The sequence below is a fragment of the Burkholderia sp. Bp8991 genome (assembly GCF_003853795.1).
GTDB lineage: Bacteria > Pseudomonadota > Gammaproteobacteria > Burkholderiales > Burkholderiaceae > Burkholderia.
On record NZ_QTQJ01000033.1, the window covers coordinates 12520 to 31269 of the forward strand.

The window sequence follows — 18750 nt, forward strand, 5'->3', positions numbered from 1 at the left end:
CCGGTGGCCCAGGCCGCTCGTCCGGCGCGGCGGGCCGCTGGCGTGGGAGCCGCCGATCTGTATCGTATAATCGCTCGTTTACGATATCTGCCCGCCGTGCGTCCGCGAGGACGGCCGGCGTTTGAAGCCGTCTCAGCCAGACATTCCCCGCACGCCATGAAAGCTGCCGAAATCCGCGAGAAATTCCTCAAATTCTTCGAATCGAAGGGCCACACGATCGTCCGCTCGTCGAGCCTCGTGCCCGGTAACGACCCCACGCTGATGTTCACGAACTCGGGCATGGTCCAGTTCAAGGACGTGTTCCTCGGCACGGATCCGCGTCCGTACACGCGCGCCACGACCGCGCAGCGCAGCGTGCGCGCGGGCGGCAAGCACAACGACCTCGAGAACGTCGGCTACACGGCGCGCCACCACACGTTCTTCGAGATGCTCGGCAACTTCTCGTTCGGCGACTACTTCAAGCACGACGCGATCCGCTTCGCGTGGGAACTGCTGACCACGGTCTACCAGCTGCCGAAGGAAAAGCTGTGGGTCACCGTCTACCGGGAAGACGACGAAGCGTACGACATCTGGGCGAAGGAAGTCGGCGTGCCGACCGAGCGGATCATCCGCATCGGCGACAACAAGGGCGCGCGCTACGCGTCGGACAACTTCTGGACGATGGGCGACACCGGCCCGTGCGGCCCGTGTACCGAAATCTTCTACGACCACGGCCCGGACGTGTGGGGCGGCCCGCCGGGATCGCCTGAAGAAGACGGCGACCGCTACATCGAGATCTGGAACCTCGTGTTCATGCAGTTCAACCGCGACGCGCAGGGCAACATGACGCGCCTGCCGAAGCAGTCGGTCGACACCGGCATGGGCCTCGAGCGTCTCGCCGCGGTGCTGCAGCACGTGCACAGCAACTACGAGATCGACCTGTTCCAGAACCTGATCAAGGCCGCCGCGCGCGTGACCGAGATCAGCGACCTCACGAACAACTCGCTGAAGGTGATCGCCGATCACATCCGCGCGTGCTCGTTCCTGATCGTCGACGGCGTGATCCCCGGCAACGAAGGCCGCGGCTACGTGCTGCGCCGCATCGTGCGCCGCGCGATCCGCCACGGCTACAAGCTCGGCCGCAAGGGCTCGTTCTTCCACAAGCTGGTGGCCGACCTCGTCGCCGAGATGGGCGCAGCCTATCCGGAACTGAAGGAAGCCGAGCAGCGCGTGACCGACGTGCTGCGCCAGGAAGAAGAGCGTTTCTTCGAGACGATCGAGCACGGGATGTCGATCCTCGAAGCGGCGCTGGCGGATGTCGACGCGAAGGGCGGCAAGGTGCTCGACGGCGAACTCGCGTTCAAGCTGCACGACACGTACGGCTTCCCGCTCGACCTCACGGCCGACGTGTGCCGCGAGCGCGGGATGACGGTCGACGAGCCGGCGTTCGACGACGCGATGGCGCGTCAGCGCGAGCAGGCGCGCGCGGCCGGCAAGTTCAAGGCCACGCAGGGCCTCGAATACTCGGGCGCGAAGACCACGTTCCACGGTTATGAAGAGATCGCGTTCGACGACGCGAAGGTCGTCGCGCTGTACGTCGACGGTTCGGCCGTCAACGAAGTGAAGCACGGCCAGGATGCGGTCGTCGTGCTCGACCACACGCCGTTCTACGCGGAGTCGGGCGGCCAGGTCGGCGACCAGGGCGTGCTCGCGAATGCAGCGACGCGCTTCGCCGTGGCCGACACGCTGAAGGTGCAGGCCGACGTGATCGGCCACCACGGCACGCTCGAACAGGGCACGCTGAAGGTCGGCGACGTGCTGCGCGCGGAAATCGACGCGCATCGTCGCGCACGCACGCAGCGCAACCACTCGGCGACCCACCTGATGCACAAGGCGCTGCGTGAAGTGCTCGGCGCACACGTGCAGCAGAAGGGCTCGCTCGTCGACGCGGAGAAAACCCGCTTCGACTTCGCGCACAACGCGCCGCTGACCGACGACGAAATCCGTCGCGTCGAGCAGATCGTCAACAATGAAATCCTCGCGAACGCGCCGGGCATCGTGCGCGTGATGCCGTACGACGAAGCGGTGAAGGGCGGCGCGATGGCGCTGTTCGGCGAGAAGTACGGCGACGAAGTGCGCGTGCTCGACCTCGGCTTCTCGCGCGAACTGTGCGGCGGCACGCACGTGCACCGCACCGGCGACATCGGCTTCTTCAAGATCGTCGTCGAAGGCGGCGTCGCGGCCGGCATCCGCCGGGTCGAGGCGATCACCGGCGACAACGCGGTGCGCTACGTGCAGGAGCTCGATGCGCGCGTGAACGAAGCGGCCGCCGCGCTGAAGGCGCAGCCGTCGGAACTCACGCAACGCATCGCGCAGGTGCAGGACCAGGTGAAGTCGCTCGAGAAGGAACTGGGCGCGCTGAAGTCGAAGCTCGCGTCGAGCCAGGGCGACGAGCTCGCGCAGCAGGCGATCGAAGTCGGCGGCGTGTTCGTGCTGGCCGCGACGCTCGACGGCGCGGACGCGAAGACGCTGCGCGAGACGGTCGACAAGCTGAAGGACAAGCTGAAGAGCGCGGCGATCGTGCTGGCGGCCGTCGAAGGCGGCAAGGTCAGCCTGATCGCGGGCGTCACGCCGGACGCGAGCAAGAAGGTCAAGGCCGGCGAGCTCGTGAACTTCGTCGCGCAGCAGGTCGGCGGCAAGGGCGGCGGCCGTCCGGACATGGCGCAGGCAGGCGGCACGGAACCGGCGAACCTGCCCGGCGCGCTGGCAGGCGTCAAGGGCTGGGTCGAAGAGCGTCTTTGATCGGCATGGTTGGTGATGCGGTGTGGTCGGGCTGACCGCGTCGCGTCACATCGCTTCGCATCAAAAAAACGACCCGATCGGCACGTGTGCCGGTCGGGTCGTTTTGTTTTTGTCGGTATGAAGAATTAGCGCGCTCGCTGGCGCTCGCCTGCGTTCCCGGCTCGGGCAGACGCCGACGCGGCCACCACCGCCCTGGCCGCATCGCCCGTGTCGGAATGAAGATCGAGCGCGCGCACCAGCGGCCGCCGGCGATCCCGACTCAGGCCGACACCGATGCGGCCACCGCCGCCTTGGTCGCATCACCCGGCTCCCGCGCAGCCTCGCCCAGCGCATCGCGCAACGCGGCGAGCGCCGCCGATGCGTAACCATGCCGCCACGCGAGCAGCGTGTCGATCCCTTCGAGTTCGGGGATCGTGTGGGCGGCGACGTTGCCGGTCTCGGGCTGCAGCTCGAGCACCGAGCGCGGCGCGACCGCGATGCCGGCGCCGGCCGCGACGCACGCGACGATCGCATGATACGAACCGAGTTCGAGCACACGCGAGGGCTTCATCCCGTGCGCCGCATACCATTGCTCGACATATTTCCGGTACGTGCAGCCGCGCTCGAACGCGACCAGCGTCGGCAGGATCACGTCGCGCGGCGTGCGCACGGGCGGATGGCCGCGCGGCGTCAGCAGCACGAGATCCTCGCGGAAGATCGGCACCGTCTCGAATGTGTCGGGCAGCGTGTCCGGCTCGGGCGGCCGCGCAAACAACGCCGCGTCGATCTCGAAGTCGCGCACCTTGTCGATCAGCCAGCCGGTCGTGCCGGTCACGAGCTCCAGCGACACGTCGGGCCACGCATGGTGATAACGCGCGAGCACGGTCGGCAGCCTGCTCGCGGCCGTGCTTTCCATCGTGCCGAGCCGCAGCCGCCCGCGCGGCGTGTCCTCGCGCACCGCATCGCGCGCCTCGTCGGCAAGCGCGAGCAGCCGCTCCGCGTACGGCAGCAGCGTGTGCCCGGCCGGCGTCAGCACGAGCCGGCGGCCGTCGCGCACGAACAGCGCCGCGCCGAGTTCCTCCTCGAGCTGCTTGATGCGCGTCGTCACGTTCGATTGCACGCGATTGAGCTTCGCCGCCGCGCGCGTCACACCGTTCTCGCGCACGACAGCCCGGAAAATCGCCAGCGCCGCCAGGTCCATGATTCTCTCCTGGAGATATGTGGATTCTTGATTATTCATTTATCGAGAACGTTCGGTCAAGCTACGATACAAGCGTTCCGATTTCCGTTCCGGCCCGCGCGCCGCGCGCGGCCTATGCCGCCATGTCCCGTTCCGATGCCCCGAGCGCCGTCGCCGGCGTACACCTGCCCGATGACGCCGACCGCCGCGCCCGCGCGGCCGCGCTCGCCTGCATGATCGGGCTGGCGGTCGCGCTCGGCGTCGGCCGCTTCGCGTTCACGCCGCTGCTGCCGCTGATGCTCGCCGACGGCTCGATCGGCCTGAAGGCCGGCAGCTGGCTCGCGTCGGCGAACTACGCGGGTTATTTCGTCGGCGCGGTCAGTTGCGCGGCCGTGCGGGTCGCGCCCGCGCGGATGGTGCGCTTCGGGCTGGCCGCCACCGTGCTGTTGACTGCCGCGATGGGCGTCGGCCATCTGCTCTCCGTGTGGCTCGTGGTGCGCTTCGTCGCGGGCGTCGTCAGCGCATGGACGTTCGTGTTCGTGTCGCAATGGGGGCTGCGGCGGCTCACCGAACTGCATGCGCCCGAGTGGAGCGGGGTGATCTACGCGGGGCCGGGCGTCGGGATCGTGCTGACCGGGCTGATCGGCAGCGCGCTCGCCGGCCATCGCGCGGCGCCCGGCTGGCTCGGCTTCGCAGTGTTGTCGGCGCTGCTGTCGGTCGCGATCTGGCGCACGTTCGGCAGCGCGCCGGGGCCGGCCGCCTCGACAACCGCCGCGCGGGGCGCCGCGGCGCCGGCCGTGCGCGAGCGACCGGCCGCGGCACCGCACGACGCACGGCGCCATCGCGCCGACGCCGCGTGGCTCGTCGTGCTGTACGGGATGCCGGGCTTCGGCTACATCATCACCGCGACGTTCCTGCCGGTGATCGCGCGTGCCGCGCTGCCGGCAGGCTCGCCGTGGCCCGACCTGTTCTGGCCGATGTTCGGCGCGGCGCTGATCGTCGGCGCGATCGCCGCGTCGCGATTGCCCGGCCACTGGGACAACCGGCCGTTGCTCGCCGCCGGCTGCGCGACGCAGGCGCTCGGGATCGCGGCGGGGATCGTCTGGCCGAACGCGGCCGGCTTCTCGGCCGGCAGCGCGCTGCTCGGCCTGCCGTTCACCGCGATCACGCTGTTCGCGATGCGCGAGGCGCGGCGGCTGCATGGCGAGCGAGCGGCCGGGCTGATGGGCTATGCGACCGCATCGTACGGGGTCGGGCAGATTCTCGGTCCGCTCGTCGCCGCGCCGCTGACCGCGCGCTTCGGGTCGTTCTCGCCGGCGCTGTGGGTCGCGGCAGGCGCGTTGCTCGCCGGTGCCGCCGGCTTCGCGGCGACGGCCGCACGCGGGCGCGCGCAACCCCGCATGCAACCCTGACATCATCGGGGCCGGATCGTCTGCGGCGCGGGCAAACTCGCTAGAATGAGGCCTTTCCCGCGCCGAGCGGGCGCGCGACGCGGCCGGCAGGCCGCCGCCGGGCGCTCGCCAGATCCCCATCGATGACCACCGCCGACTACCGTTTTTGCCCGCGCTGCGCGCGTCCGCTGACCGAGCGCGCCGATCCCGACCACGAAGGCGGCCGCGTCCGCCAGGCTTGCCCGGACGACACGTGCGGCTACGTGCACTGGAACAACCCGCTGCCGGTGGTGGCGGCGATCGTCGAACTCGACGGCAAGATCCTGCTCGCGCGCAACGCGGCCTGGCCGGAAGGGATGTTCGCGCTGATCACCGGCTTCCTCGAGAACGGCGAGACGCCCGAGGACGGCATCGCGCGCGAGGTGTTCGAGGAAACCGCGCTGAAGGCCGAGCAGGTCTCGCTGGTCGGCGTCTATGAATTCATCCGCAAGAACGAACTGATCATCGCGTACCACGTGCGCGCGTCGGGCACCGTCGCGCTGTCGCCGGAACTGCTCGAATACCGGCTCGTCGATCCGCCGCTGCTGCGCCCGTGGCGCGCCGGCACCGGCTACGCGCTCGCCGACTGGATGCGCGCGCGCGGCCTCGATTTCGAATTCGTCGACCGAGCGGGGCAGTGACGGGCCGCGCCGCCGCCATGTCGTCCGTCGCGCCGGGCACGATCGCTGCGCGGCACCTCGCCATTCGCCGGCGGGCCGTTCCGCACGGCCGCCGCGCGACGTGCGCTTCATCTTCCTCGTCCTGACCGCCCACCGCCATCGCCATCGCCATGTCCGACAAGCCGCAGCCGCGTCCGCGCGACGCCTACCGCCACTTCCTGCCGATCACGACCCGCTGGATGGACAACGACGTCTACGGGCACGTGAACAACGTCGTCTACTACAGCTACTTCGACACCGTCGTGAACGAATACCTGATCCGCGCGGGCGTGCTCGACGTCGAGCACGGGCAGACGATCGGGCTCGTGGTCGAGACGCAGTGCAACTACTTCGCGCCGCTCGTCTTTCCGCAGTCCGTCGACGCGGGGCTGCGCGTCGCGAAGCTCGGCACGTCGAGCGTGCGTTACGAGATCGGGCTGTTCGCGGCGGGCGAAGCCGCGCCGGCCGCGCAGGGGCATTTCGTGCACGTGTACGTCGATCGCGGCACGCGCCGCCCGGTGCCGCTGCCGGACACGCTGCGCGCGGCGCTCGAACCGCTCGCCGGCTGACGGGCGCGCGGCGGTGCACGCGTTCGCGCTCCAGGCATTCAACGGCCTCAGCTACGGGTTGCTGCTGTTCATGCTGTCGGCCGGCCTCACGCTGATCTTCAGCGTGCAGGGCGTGCTCAACTTCGCGCATGCGAGCTTCTACATGCTCGGCGCGTATGTCGGCTACAGCATCGCAGCCCGCGCGGGGTTCTGGCCCGCGCTCGGGCTCGCGCCGCTCGCGGTCGGGCTGCTCGGCGCCGGCTGCGAGCGCGCCCTGCTGCGCCGCGTGCAGGCGCACGGGCACACGAGCGAACTGCTGCTGACCTTCGGGCTCGCGTACCTGATCGGCGAGGGCGCGAAACTGCTGTGGGGCCTCGCACCGCTGCCGGCCCCGGTGCCGCCGCTGTTCGACGGCGCGCCCGTGACCGTGTTCGGCCTCGCGCTGCCGCGCTACCGGCTCTTCATGATGGCGATGTCCGCGGCGATGCTGGCCGCGCTCGGCGCGCTGCTGCGCGCGTCGCGCCTCGGCCTCGTCGTGCGCGCCGCGCTCACGCACCGCGCGGCCGTCGAGGCGCTCGGCTACGACGTGCCGCGCGTGATGACGGGGCTGTTCGGCGCGGGCACCGCGCTCGCGGCGCTGGCCGGCGTGATCGGCGCGCCGCTCGCGGTGATCGAGCCGGCGCTGGCCGAGACCGTCGGGTCGGTGGTGTTCGCGATCGTCGTGATCGGCGGGCTCGGCTCGCTCGGCGGCGCGTTCGCCGCGTCGCTCGCGGTCGGCTTCGCGCAGACCTTCGCGGCGTCCAGCGACACGTCCCTGCGCGACCTCGCGCAATGGGCGGGCCTCGCGCTGCCCGACGGCGTCGCGGCCGTGTCGATCGCGCAGCTCGCTCCGCTGGTCCCGTACCTGCTGCTCGTCGCGGTGCTGGTCGCCCGGCCGCGCGGGCTGTTCGGCGAGCGTGTCGATGGCTAGCCGCGCGCGGGCCGGCGCGCTGCGCTGGGTGCTGTTCGCCGCGTGCGTGGCCGTGCCCGCGTGGCTGTGGCCGCATGGCGCGGTGCTCGGCTATCTCGCGCAGACGGCCGCGCTCGTCGTGCTCGCGCTGTCGTACAACCTGCAGCTCGGCACGACCGGGCTGCTGTCGTTCGGCCATGCCGCCGTCGCGGGGCTCGGCGCGTTCGCCGCCGCGCACTGGTTCAATCATGTCGGCGCGCCGCTGCCGCTGTTGCCGCTCGTCGGCGGCGCGGCCGGCGCGGGCTTCGGGTTCCTCGCCGGCCTGCTCGCGACACGCCGCGCGGGCACCGTGTCCGCGATGATCACGCTCGGCCTCGGCGAATGCGTCGCGGCGGCCGCGTGGAGCGTGCCTGCGTGGTTCGGCGGCGTCGGCGGCGTGCCGATCGACCGCGCGAGCGGCGCGCCCTGGGGCGGCTGGCATTTCGGTGCGCAAACGCAGGCCTACGCGGTGATCGCCGCATGGTGCATCGTGTCGGCGCTGGCGATGCACGCGCTGACGCGCACGCCGCTCGCCCGGCTCGCGAACGCGGTGCGCGACAACCCCGCGCGCGTCGCCGCGCTCGGCACCGAGCCGCGCCGCGTTCGGCTCGCGATGGTCACCTGCGCGTCGTTCTTCGCGGGCATCGCCGGCACGCTGACGCTGATCGACGTCGAGATCGCGACGCCCGACAGCGTGTCGATGGCCCGTTCGGCGACCGTGCTGATCGCCGCGGTGATCGGCGGCACCGGCACGTTCTTCGGGCCGGCGGCCGGCGCGGTGGTGCTGACCGCGCTGAGCGTCGTCGTCGCGGGCGTGTCGCGCGCATGGGCGCTGTATCTCGGCGTGCTGTTCGTCGCGGTCGTCATCGCCGCGCCGCGCGGGATCGCGGGCATCGCGCAAGCGTTCGCGCATGCGTTGCGGCGCGGCGCGCCGGCGGCCGAGCGGTGGCGCCTGTTGTGCGGCATCGGCGCGTGCGTGTTCTGGGGCGTCGCGATCGTCTGCGCGGCCGAGCTCGGCTATGCGTGGCGTTTCGCGCAGGACGACGGCACCGGCATCGCGTTCGGCGCGTGGGGCATCGACGCCGATTCGCCGGCGGGCTGGGCCGTCGCGGCCTCGGCGGCCGGCATCGGCACGCTGCTGTGGGGCTGGCGCGCGCGGTTGCTGAACCACCGGCACGGCACGTGGGAGGACGGGCTATGAACGGCAACGCGATCGCGCTCCACGGGATCGTGCAGCGTTTCGGCGCGCAGACCGTGCTCGACGGCATCGAATTGAGCATCGCGGCCGGCGAGCGTCATGCGCTGATCGGGCCGAACGGCGCGGGCAAGTCGACGCTGTTCGGCGTGATCGCCGGCGCGACGCGGCCGACGCGCGGACGCGTCGTGCTGCACGGTGTCGAGTTGCGCGGGCGCGGGCCGGTCGTCGCGAGCCGGCTCGGCATCGGCCGCAGTTTCCAGCAGACGAGCGCGTTCGCGCGGCTGAGCGTGTTCGACAACCTGCGCTGCGCGGCGCTGCATGCGCCGGCCGAGCGGCGGCGCTGGTGGAACCGGCTGCGCGAATCGGCATCGGTCGATCGCGCGGCCGCGCGCGTGCTGCACGACATCGGCCTCGATGCGCGGCGCGACGCGCCGGCCGGCGCACTCGGCTATGCGGAACAGCGCGCGCTCGATCTGGGCATCGCGCTCGCGAGCGGCGCGCGCACGCTGCTGCTCGACGAGCCGACCGCCGGCATGAACCGCGACCAGGCGGCGCGGATGATCGCGCTGATCCGCGCGACGACGCAGGGCCGCACGGTGCTGATGATTGAGCACGACATGGATGCGGTGTTCGGCTTCGCCGAGCGCATCACGGTGCTCGTGCGCGGCACGGTGGTCGCGACCGGTGCGCCCGACGCGATCCGCGCGGACCCGGCCGTGCGCGCCGCCTATCTCGGCGAGGGTGCATGAGCGCGCTGCTCGACATCCGCGGCCTGCGTGCATGGTACGGAAGCCAGCCCGTGCTCGACGGCGTCGATCTCGCGCTCGCGCCGGGCGAGACGCTCGCGCTGCTCGGTCGCAACGGCGCGGGCCGCTCGACGCTCGCGAAGGCCGTGATGGGGCTCGTGCGCACCGCGGGCTCGGTGCGAATCGCCGGCGCCGAATGCGCGGGCGCACGCACGTTCGAGATCGCGCGGCGCGGCGTCGCTTACGTCGCCGAAAGCCGCGACGTGTTTCCGCTGCTGAGCGTGCGCGACAACTTGCGGCTCGGGCTGCGCGGCCTGAGCGGCGCGGCCGAACGTGCCGCGCTCGACCGGCTGCTCGCGCGCTTTGCGCTGCTGGCCGCGCGGGCCGACGTGAAGGCCGGGCGGCTCTCGGGCGGCGAGCAGCAGGTGCTCGCGCTGGTGCGCGCGCTCGCCGGCCGCCCGCGCGTGCTGATCGTCGACGAACCGGCCGAAGGGCTCGCGCCGCTCGCGGTCGACGCAGTCGGCGCCTGCCTTGCCGCGCTGCAGGACGATGGCGTCGCGATCCTGCTGATCGAGCAGCGGCTGCAGCTCGCGCCGCGGCTCGCGCAGCGCGTCGCGGTAATGGGGCGCGGGCAGATCGTCTACGACGGCGCACTCGACGGGCTCGGCGGCGACGTCGTCAGCGCGTGGCTGAGCGCCGGCTGACCGTCCGTCGACCGTCCGTCCGCCGATTGTTCGGCAAACCTCGCCAGTCAATTCGTGTCGAGCCGCTTTATCGCGGCCGCCGGAACCGCGAAGATTGCCAGCAAGGCCGGTGCGCCGCGACAGGCGCGACCGGTACCCATCCATCGAAGTCTTCCGACTGAGGAATGAAATCATGAGCAAGCTGGCAGGCAAGGTCGCGATCGTCACGGGCGCTTCCAAGGGGATCGGCGCCGCAATCGCGAAGGCGCTGGGCGCCGAAGGCGCGTCGGTCGTCGTCAACTACGCGAGCAGCAAGGCCGGCGCCGACGCGGTCGTGAGCGCGATCGTCGAAGCGGGCGGCCGCGCGGTCGCGGTCGGCGGTGACGTGTCGAAGGCAGCGGACGCGCAGCGCATCGTCGATACGGCGATCGAGACGTACGGCCGTCTCGACGTGCTGGTCAACAATTCCGGCGTGTACGAGTTCGCGCCGATCGAGGCGATCACCGAAGAGCACTACCGCCGGCAGTTCGACACGAACGTGTTCGGCGTGCTGCTGACGACGCAGGCCGCCGTCAAGCATCTGGGCGAAGGCGCGAGCATCATCAACATCAGCTCGGTGGTGACGAGCATCACGCCGCCCGCGAGCGCCGTGTACAGCGGCACCAAGGGCGCCGTCGACGCGATCACCGGCGTGCTCGCGCTCGAACTCGGCCCGCGCAAGATTCGCGTGAACGCGATCAACCCGGGCATGATCGTGACCGAAGGCACGCACAGCGCGGGCATCATCGGTTCGGACCTCGACCGGCAGGTGCAAAGCCAGACGCCGCTCGGCCGCCTCGGCGAGCCGGACGACATCGCGTCGGTCGCGGTGTTCCTCGCATCGGACGATGCGCGCTGGCTGACCGGCGAGCGCCTCGTCGCGAGCGGCGGGCTGCACTGATCGCGCGAGCCGGCGCGCGCCGCTACGCGATCATCGCGAGCGCGTTCGCGCCGACATGCCAGCGCAGGCTCTCGACGACGAGCGCATGATCGCGTTCGTCGTCGAGCCCGGCGATCGCCATCGCGCCGACGATGCCGCCGTCGGCCAGCCGCAGCGGCACGCCGCCGCCGTCGAGCGCATAGTCGGCATCCGACAATCCCTGCGACTGCAACGACCAGCCGGCGCGGCGAAAGCGCGCGCCGACCTCGAGCGAACTGACGCCGAAGCGCAACACCGTGTTCTGCCGGCGGCGGATCGCGTCGCTGTCGCGGGCGCGGCTGCCGTCGAGCGCGCAATAGAACAGCGGTGCGGCTTCGCCGACGATGCCGACCGCGATCGGCAGCCCGCGGCGCGACGCGAGATTGACCGCGATGTCGCCGAGCCGGCGCGCGACGTCGGCATCGAAGTGCGCCAGCATCGGCGTTGAGGCCGTGTCGCCGAAGGGCATGGGCGCGCAGCGCGGGAAGGGGATCGGCATGGCAGCTCCGTGTCGTCGCAAGTTCGGCCCGTGCGCGCGTCCTGCGTCGCGCGCCGGCCGTCGATCGTTCAGCGCGTCAATGCATCAGCGCCCGGGCGCCGCGTCGAGCATCCATTCGTGCGCGGGGTCGTTCCTGAACGCCCACGCGCGGCTCGGCCCGGCCATCACGTTCAGGTAGTACAGGTTGTAGCCGTGCGGCGCGACCACCGGGTGATAGCCGCGCGGCACCATCACGACGTCGTGGTTCTCGACCGCGCATGCCTCGTCGAGGCTGCGGTCGTCCGTGTACACGCGCTGGAACGCGAAACCCTGCGGCGGATCGATCCGGTGGTAATAGGTTTCCTCGAGCGACGTTTCGTCGGGCGCCGCGTCGCGATCGTGCTTGTGCGGCGGATAGCTGCTCGAGTGGCTCGCGGGCGTGATCACTTCGACGACCAGCAGCCGGTCCGCGGCCGGGTTGTCGCCCATCAGGATGTCGCATACGTAGCGCGTGTTGGTGCCTTGCCCGCGCACCGCACGCCGCATCCGTTCGCCGTCGAGGCGCTGCACGCGCTTGTCGCCGCTCGCGTAAGGCGCGGTGCACAGCGCGACTTCCGCGTCGCGCGTCGCCACCAGCGTGACGGTCTTGCCGCCCGGCACGTACAGCGCGTCCGGCGACACTTCCTCGAACACGCTGTCGCGCTTGCCGAGTGCGTCGTAGGTCTCGCCGTCGACTTGCGCGCGCAGCGTGCCCGTGAGCACGACGACGCACAGTTCGCGCGTGCCCGTGTCGAGCGTTTCGGTGTCGCCGGCCTTCAGGCGCAGCGCCCGAAAGCCGACGTGTTTCCAGCCGGCCGACTCCGGCGTCACGTTGCAGATTTCGCGGTCGGCGGATGCCTTGACCAGCAGGGGAGAAATCGTCATGGCGTGAGGTTCCTCGATGAGATGACGGGGCTTACGCACTCAACCGGTCGACGATCGCGCGCAGCGATTCGTAGCCCTTCTTCGCATACTGATAGCTCGGCGCGACGGCCGGGTCCTGCTCGGCCTCGACCACGAGCCAGCCTTCGTAGCCGGCGTCCTTCAGCGTGCGCAGCGTCGCTTCGTAATCGAGCGCGCCGTCGCCCGGCACCGTGAAGGTGCCGTTGATCACGCCGTTCAGGAAGCTCCAGCCGCCGTTGCGCGCCTGCGTGACGACCTGCGGCCGCACGTCCTTGCAGTGCACGTGCACGACGCGCGCCACGTGCTTCCTCAGCAGCGCGACCGGATCGGCCGCGCCGCCGAAATACGCGTGGCCCGTGTCGAACAGCAGGAACACCTTCGCGGGATCGGTCAGCGCCATCAGCCGGTCGACGTCGTCCGGCGATTCGACGTACGCGCCCATGTGGTGATGGTAGGCGAGCTTGATCCCGTAGGTCTCGAGCAGGTGCGCGCCGAATGCGTCGAGGCGCGCCGCATAGCGCCGCCAGGTTTCATCGTCGACGAAACGCGGGCGCTTGGCGACCGGCGTGTCGATGCTGCCCTGGATCGTGCCCGCGCATTCGCCGTACACCACGACCTTCACGTCGTTGAACTGCAGCTTCGTCATGTGCGCGCGGCAGCGCTCGATTTCGGCCTCGAGCGCATCGGCGTCGCTCATGCCCGGCGCGACTTCCGCCAGAAAGCCCGAATACCAGCCCGACACGCACACGAGCCCGAACTCGGCGAGCTTCGCCTTCAGTTCGGGGCCCGTCTTCGGAAACTTGTTGCCGAGCTCGAAGCCCGCGTAGCCGATTTCGGCGCCTTCCTTCAGTGCCGTCTCGAGCGGCGTCTCGCCGCCGAGCGACGGCAGGTCGTCGTTCATCCACGACAGGGGATTGATACCGATGCGAACGTTCCAGCTCATGACGTGCTTCCTTGGTTCGAATGTTGTTTTCGCGGAGCGGCGGATTGAATGGGGAAACGGATCAACGCCGCTGCCGGGTTTTCTCGTCGAGATACGTCCGGTGCGCGCGTTCGACACCGGCGCGCGCGGATACCTGCGGCACCGCGACTTCCCACCACGCGCCGCCGTCCGCGGTCGTGCGCTCGTGCGTCGTGTCGATCACGATGACCTGGCTCGTCTTCGCCGCGCGCGCACGCTTCATTTCGCTGCGCAGCTCGCCGACGTCGCGCACGTGCACGGCTTCGGCGCCCATCGAGCGCGCATGCATCGCGAAGTCGATCGTCGAGCGTTCGCCGCCTTCCGGCACGCAGTCGTCGAGCATGTTGTTGAAGCTCGCGCCGCCGCAATTGATCTGCAGCCGCTCGATGCAGCCGTAGCCGCGGTTGTCGAGGATCACGACGATGAGCTTGCGGCCGAGCATCACGGACGTCGCGAGTTCGGCGTTGAGCATCATGTACGAGCCGTCGCCGACGATCACGATCACTTCGCGCTCGGGCCGCGCGAGCTTCGCGCCGAGGCCGCCCGCGACCTCGTAGCCCATGCACGAGTACGCGTAGTCCATGTGGTAGTTGCCCGGCACGCCGCTGCGCCACAGCTTGTGCAGTTCGGCCGGCAGCGTGCCGGCCGCGCACACGACGAGATCGTCGCGCGCGCTGTCGCGTCCCGCGTCGGCCGCCGAGTCGCGCACCGCGCCGATCACTTCCGCGTCGTACGGCAGCGTGTCCTTCGGCACGCGCGTGGTCAGCTCGGTCACGCGCGCGTTCCACGCGGCGGCCTGATCCTGGTTCGCGGCCGTCCAGGCCGCATCCGCGCGCCAGCCCGCGAGCGCGGCCGACAGCTGGCCGAGGCCCGTGCGCGCATCGGCGATCAATTGCCGGCCGCGCTTCTTGCCCGCGTCGAACGGCTGCACGTTCAGGCTCAGCAGCGTCGCATTGCCGAACAGCGCGTGCGAGCCGGTCGTGAAATCCTGCAGGCGCGTGCCGACCGCGAACACCACGTCGGCCTGCGCGGCCGCGCGGTTCGCGGCGGGCGAGCCCGTCACGCCGATCGAGCCGAGGTTCAGCGGGTGGTCCCACGCGAGGCTGCCCTTGCCGGCCTGCGATTCGGCGACCGGCACGCCGTGCGTGTCGGCGAACGTGCGCAGCGCGTCCCACGCCTGGCTGTACAGCACCCCGCCGCCGGCGACGATCAGCGGTTTCTTCGCCGCTTTCAACACGTCGAGCGCATCCGCGAGTTCGAGCGTGTCGGCAGGCGGGCGGCGCATCCGGATCACCGGCGGCGCGAAGAAATCCTCCGGCCAGTCGTAAGCGAAGGTCTGCACGTCCTGCGGCAGCGCGAGGCATACGGGGCCGCATTGCGCGGGGTCGGTCATCACCTGGATCGCGCGCGGCAGTGCGACCAGCAGCTGCTCGGGCGACGTGATCCGGTCGAAGTAGCGCGTCACCGGCCGGAAGCAGTCGTTCGCGCTGACGTCGCCCTGTTCGAAGTCCTCGACCTGCTGCAGCACCGGGTCGGGCAGCCGCGACACGAACACGTCGCCGGGCAGCAGCAACAGCGGCAGCCGGCCGACGTGCGCGAGCGCCGCGGAGGTCAGCATGTTGGTCGCGCCGGGGCCGATGCTCGACGTCGCGGCCATCATTCGCTGGCGGAAGTTCGCTTTCGCGAACGCGACGGCCGCATTCGCCATTCCTTGCTCGTTGTGCGCGCGGAACGTCGGCAGCCGTTCTTTTTCGGCATGCAGCGCTTCGCCGAGCCCGGCCACGTTGCCGTGGCCGAAGATCGCGAACACGCCGCCGCAATACGGCAGGATCTCGGTGCGGCCGTCCGGCTGGACGACTTCGGCGCGCAGGGCGGCCAGGTAGCGCACGAGCGCCTGGCTGACGGTCAGTCTCACGGTGGTGGTCATCGTCTGTCGATCAGGAGGAATCGGGTGGTCATCACGGATATCTGCATCAGGCGGCTGCGGCGGCGCGCGCGGCGGCACGGCGGCCGAGCCACGCGTCGACCAGCTGCGCGAAATTGCCGGCCACTTCGTCGATCAGCGCCTGGTCGTCGATCCGGCCGGCGAGCCAGTGCAGCGACGCGTCGGCCCACAGCGTGCGGCCGACCATGAAGCCCTTGACGATCGGGTTGGTCGCCGAGCGGAAGCTGTCGACCAGATATTGCAACGGCTGGTTCAGCCCGAGGATCACCGCGCCGCGGCAGTGCGGGTCGCGCTCGGCCACCAGCGTCTCGAGCCGCGCCCAGCCGTCGGCGCTCATCGGCGCGAGCTTCCACCACTCCGGCATCACGCCGAGGTTGTAGAAGCGCGCGACCGTGCGCAGCACCGCGTCGTCCTCGGTGCCGGGCGGCGTGACCGCGCGCGGCGGAATGATTTCCAGCAGCAGCTCGTTGCCGCTCGCGCGCGTGGCTTCCCACAGCTCCAGCACGCGCTGCTCCTGCGCGACGCGCAGGTCGACGTCGTCGTCGGGGTGGTAGTGGACGAGGCACTTCACGACCTGTTCGGTCGGCCAGTGCGTGAGCGACGAGCCGACCGAGCGCGTGTCGTCGAAGCACAGCGGCCGCGAGCCGGGCAGCTCGACCGGGCGGCCGACCCACCAGCCGCGGCCGGTGGCCGACGCGAGCGCGTCGCGGCCATATGCGCCGCCGTCGATCAGCACGCCGACGTGGCCTTCGATCCGGCGATCGCGCTCGACCTGTTCGGCCGCGCGCACGAGCAGGCGCTTGAGCGTCTTGATCCGTGCTTCGTCCGCGCCGGCCTGCACCGCGAGCTCGTAGAACTGGCTGCGATGGTCGAACGCCATCACGCACAGGTCGTCCCATGCGCGGCGCGGCACCGTCACGCGATGCAGGTGCGCGAGCGCGCGATCGGCGTCCACCTGCGGATTGCGGCTGCCGCCGAACCAGTGCGCGAGCTCGGCCGGCGTCGGCATCGCGGCCGAGCACGCGTGGCGCGACACGACGATCGCGCCGCACGCGTTCGCGATGCGCGTCGCTTGCGCCCAGCCGTGCCCGCGCAGCAGCCCGGACAGCAGGCCCGACAGGAACGCGTCGCCCGCGCCCAGCACGTTCAGGACTTCGACGCGTTCGCCGTGGAAGGTCGGCGCATCGTCGATGTGCGCGGGGATGTCGCCCTCGATCACGCAGCAGCCGAGCGCGCCGCGCTTGACCACCAGCACCGCGCCGCTCGCGCGGCGCACGGCCTGAAGCGACGCGATCAGGTCGTGCGGCACGCCGCCCGCGATCAGGAATTCCTCCTCGGTGCCGACCAGCAGGTCGAACTCGCCGAGCACCTGCTGCAGTTGCCGCGTGACCTGCGCGTCGGGCACGTAGCGGTTCTCGCCCGCGCCGCGCGCGGTCAGCCCCCACAGCACCGGCCGGTAGTCGATGTCGAGGATCCGCACGACGCCGTGGCGGCGCGCGTAGCCGAGCGCGGTCAGCGACGCCTCGCGGGTGCCCGGCGTCGAAAGATGGGTGCCGGTGATCGCGAGCGCGCGGCAGCCGGCGATGAAGTCCTCGCGGATCTCGTCGGCGCGCACGGCCATGTCCGCGCAGTTCTCGCGCACGAACAGCAGCGGGAACGTGTCGCGATCCTTCAGCCCGAGCAGCACGAGCGCGGTCAGGCGTTCCGGATCGGTCTGCAGCTGGCTCGTGTCGCAGCCTTCGCGCTCGAGCGTCTCGCGCACGAAGCGGCCCATCTGCTCGTCGCCGACGCGCGAGATCATCGCGGTCTTCAGCCCGAGCCGGGCGACGCCGAACGCGACGTTGCCCGACGAGCCGCCGAGATACATCTGGAAGCTGCGCGCATCCTCCAGGCGGCTGCCGTACTGTTGCGCGTAAAGGTCCACGGCGACGCGGCCGAGGCAGGCGAGATCGATGGGGCGGTCAGTCGGAAAGTTCAACGGGCTCATATCACGTATCACGCTCGCGGCCGGCGTTCGACCCTGCCGGCGGATTGAGGGACCGATCCTGCGACGGTGGTCCGTCACGTGCGAGGCACGACACGGGAACGCCTGCCGCGAGGAATCGGGCTACGGAACGGAGTCTAGACTTTTTGGAAATCCAGTTCCCTAGGTGAAATCACGTAGAAATAAATTTCCAAATTTTCGAAGAAGTGATCTACAGTTTCATCCGGATGCTTCAGTCCGAATCGGATCCGATCGGACTCGGCCCGGCGGCGCGCAACGCGCCGTTTTTCCGCCCCCCGGAGATGAGGAGACAGAGTGATCATGAAGACCAAGCTGATGGCCGCCGCGGCCGCCGCAATCCTGGCCATGCCGCTCGCGCATGCCGAGAAGATCGGCGTGACGATGGCATCGTTCGACGACACGTTCCTGACGATCCTGCGCAACAGCATCGGCGATGCGGCGAAGAAGGACGGCGCGACCGTGCAGATCGAGGACGGCGGCAACGACGTCGGCAAGCAGTTGAGCCAGGTCCAGAACATGATCGCGCAGAAGGTCGACGCGATCATCGTGAATGCGGTCGACACCGACGCGACGCCGAAGATCACCAAGATGGTGACCGCCGCGAAGATCCCGCTCGTCTACGTGAACCGCAAGCCGGTCGATTTCGACAAGCTGCCGGCCGGCGTCGCCGTGGTCGCCTCCGACGAGAAACAGTCGGGCACGCTGCAGGCGCGCCAGGTGTGCAAGCTGCTCGGCGGCAAGGGCGACATCCTGGTGCTGATGGGCGAGCTGTCCAACGAGTCGGCGCGCGCGCGCACCAAGGACATCGAGGACGTGATCGCGACCAAGGACTGTGCCGGCATGAAGATCGTCGACAAGCGCGAAGGCAAGTGGAGCCGCACGCAGGGCCAGGACATCACGATGAACTGGCTGAGCTCCGGGACGAAGTTCGACGCGATCGTGTCGAACAACGACGAAATGGCGATCGGCGCGATCAACGCGCTGAAGGCCGCGCGCAAGCTGACGCCGAAGACGGTCGTCGCGGGCATCGACGCGACGCCGGACGGGCTCGCGGCGATGAAGAGCGGCGAGCTGAAGGTGTCGGTGTACCAGAACGCGGCCGGGCAGGGCGCGCAGGCCGTCGCGGCCGCGCTCAAGCTGGCGAAGAAGCAGCCCGTCGAGCGCTTCGTGAACGTGCCGTTCGAACTCGTCACGCCGGAGAACATGAACCAGTACGCGAAGCACTGACCGGTTTTTCCGCTGAACTGCGCGGGCCCGGCGCGTCCGGGT

16 protein-coding genes are annotated in these 18750 nt (G+C 70.3%); 10 read left to right on the forward strand and 6 right to left on the reverse strand.

All coding sequences use genetic code 11. The features are described from left to right. The first annotated feature begins 156 nt into the window (after positions 1–156). Complete coding sequence (alaS, locus tag DIE02_RS28560) at positions 157–2781, forward strand: alanine--tRNA ligase (RefSeq protein ID WP_124530006.1); 2625 nt, start codon at positions 157–159, stop codon at positions 2779–2781. 259 nt (positions 2782–3040) lie between these two features. On the opposite strand, the gene DIE02_RS28565 is transcribed toward alaS, so the two are convergent. Further along, the gene (locus tag DIE02_RS28565; RefSeq protein WP_124488940.1) at positions 3041–3961 is read right to left on the reverse strand and encodes a LysR family transcriptional regulator; all 921 of its coding nucleotides are present in this window, start codon (positions 3959–3961) and stop codon (positions 3041–3043) included. Positions 3962–4083: 122 nt separating this feature from the next. On the opposite strand from DIE02_RS28565, the gene DIE02_RS28570 reads away from it, so the two are divergent. The 8 genes from DIE02_RS28570 (at position 4084) to DIE02_RS28605 (ending at position 11132) form a co-directional block, all read left to right on the forward strand. Next, a complete protein-coding gene (locus DIE02_RS28570; RefSeq protein WP_124488941.1) occupies positions 4084–5352 on the forward strand; it encodes a YbfB/YjiJ family MFS transporter in 1269 nt (422 codons plus the stop codon). 122 nt (positions 5353–5474) lie between these two features. Then, on the forward strand, positions 5475–6011 hold the full coding sequence (locus DIE02_RS28575) for an NUDIX domain-containing protein (protein ID WP_124488942.1): 537 nt from the start codon (positions 5475–5477) through the stop codon (positions 6009–6011). Positions 6012–6160: 149 nt separating this feature from the next. Next, entirely contained in the window at positions 6161–6598 is a 438-nt protein-coding gene (locus DIE02_RS28580; RefSeq protein WP_124488943.1) for a thioesterase family protein, read from the forward strand. Between the two features lie 13 nt (positions 6599–6611). Further along, the gene (locus DIE02_RS28585) at positions 6612–7547 is read left to right on the forward strand and encodes a branched-chain amino acid ABC transporter permease (RefSeq protein ID WP_124488944.1); all 936 of its coding nucleotides are present in this window, start codon (positions 6612–6614) and stop codon (positions 7545–7547) included. Next, entirely contained in the window at positions 7540–8766 is a 1227-nt protein-coding gene (locus DIE02_RS28590; protein ID WP_124488945.1) for a branched-chain amino acid ABC transporter permease, read from the forward strand. Before DIE02_RS28585 ends, DIE02_RS28590 begins: the two co-directional genes overlap by 8 nt. Next, positions 8763–9512 carry an ABC transporter ATP-binding protein gene (locus DIE02_RS28595; protein WP_044846103.1) on the forward strand — a complete coding sequence of 250 codons (750 nt, stop codon included), beginning with the start codon at positions 8763–8765 and terminating at the stop codon, positions 9510–9512. Before DIE02_RS28590 ends, DIE02_RS28595 begins: the two co-directional genes overlap by 4 nt. After that, entirely contained in the window at positions 9509–10213 is a 705-nt protein-coding gene (locus DIE02_RS28600; RefSeq protein ID WP_124488946.1) for an ABC transporter ATP-binding protein, read from the forward strand. Before DIE02_RS28595 ends, DIE02_RS28600 begins: the two co-directional genes overlap by 4 nt. A gap of 172 nt (positions 10214–10385) precedes the next feature. After that, complete coding sequence (locus DIE02_RS28605; protein WP_124488947.1) at positions 10386–11132, forward strand: glucose 1-dehydrogenase; 747 nt, start codon at positions 10386–10388, stop codon at positions 11130–11132. Positions 11133–11154: 22 nt separating this feature from the next. Here DIE02_RS28605 and DIE02_RS28610 read toward each other — a convergent pair whose 3' ends face one another. The 5 genes from DIE02_RS28610 to iolC form a co-directional block, all read right to left on the reverse strand. Continuing rightward, entirely contained in the window at positions 11155–11649 is a 495-nt protein-coding gene (locus DIE02_RS28610) for a heme-degrading domain-containing protein (protein WP_124488948.1), read from the reverse strand. Between the two features lie 84 nt (positions 11650–11733). After that, on the reverse strand, positions 11734–12552 hold the full coding sequence (gene iolB, locus DIE02_RS28615; RefSeq protein WP_124488949.1) for a 5-deoxy-glucuronate isomerase: 819 nt from the start codon (positions 12550–12552) through the stop codon (positions 11734–11736). A gap of 31 nt (positions 12553–12583) precedes the next feature. Next, the gene (iolE, locus tag DIE02_RS28620) at positions 12584–13513 is read right to left on the reverse strand and encodes a myo-inosose-2 dehydratase (protein WP_124488950.1); all 930 of its coding nucleotides are present in this window, start codon (positions 13511–13513) and stop codon (positions 12584–12586) included. Positions 13514–13574: 61 nt separating this feature from the next. Continuing rightward, complete coding sequence (gene iolD, locus DIE02_RS28625) at positions 13575–15458, reverse strand: 3D-(3,5/4)-trihydroxycyclohexane-1,2-dione acylhydrolase (decyclizing) (RefSeq protein WP_124488951.1); 1884 nt, start codon at positions 15456–15458, stop codon at positions 13575–13577. 46 nt (positions 15459–15504) lie between these two features. Then, entirely contained in the window at positions 15505–17463 is a 1959-nt protein-coding gene (gene iolC / locus DIE02_RS28630; RefSeq protein WP_124488952.1) for a bifunctional 5-dehydro-2-deoxygluconokinase/5-dehydro-2-deoxyphosphogluconate aldolase, read from the reverse strand. 318 nt (positions 17464–17781) lie between these two features. On the opposite strand from iolC, the gene DIE02_RS28635 reads away from it, so the two are divergent. Continuing rightward, positions 17782–18708 carry a sugar ABC transporter substrate-binding protein gene (locus tag DIE02_RS28635; protein ID WP_044846095.1) on the forward strand — a complete coding sequence of 309 codons (927 nt, stop codon included), beginning with the start codon at positions 17782–17784 and terminating at the stop codon, positions 18706–18708. Positions 18709–18750: the final 42 nt, after the last annotated feature.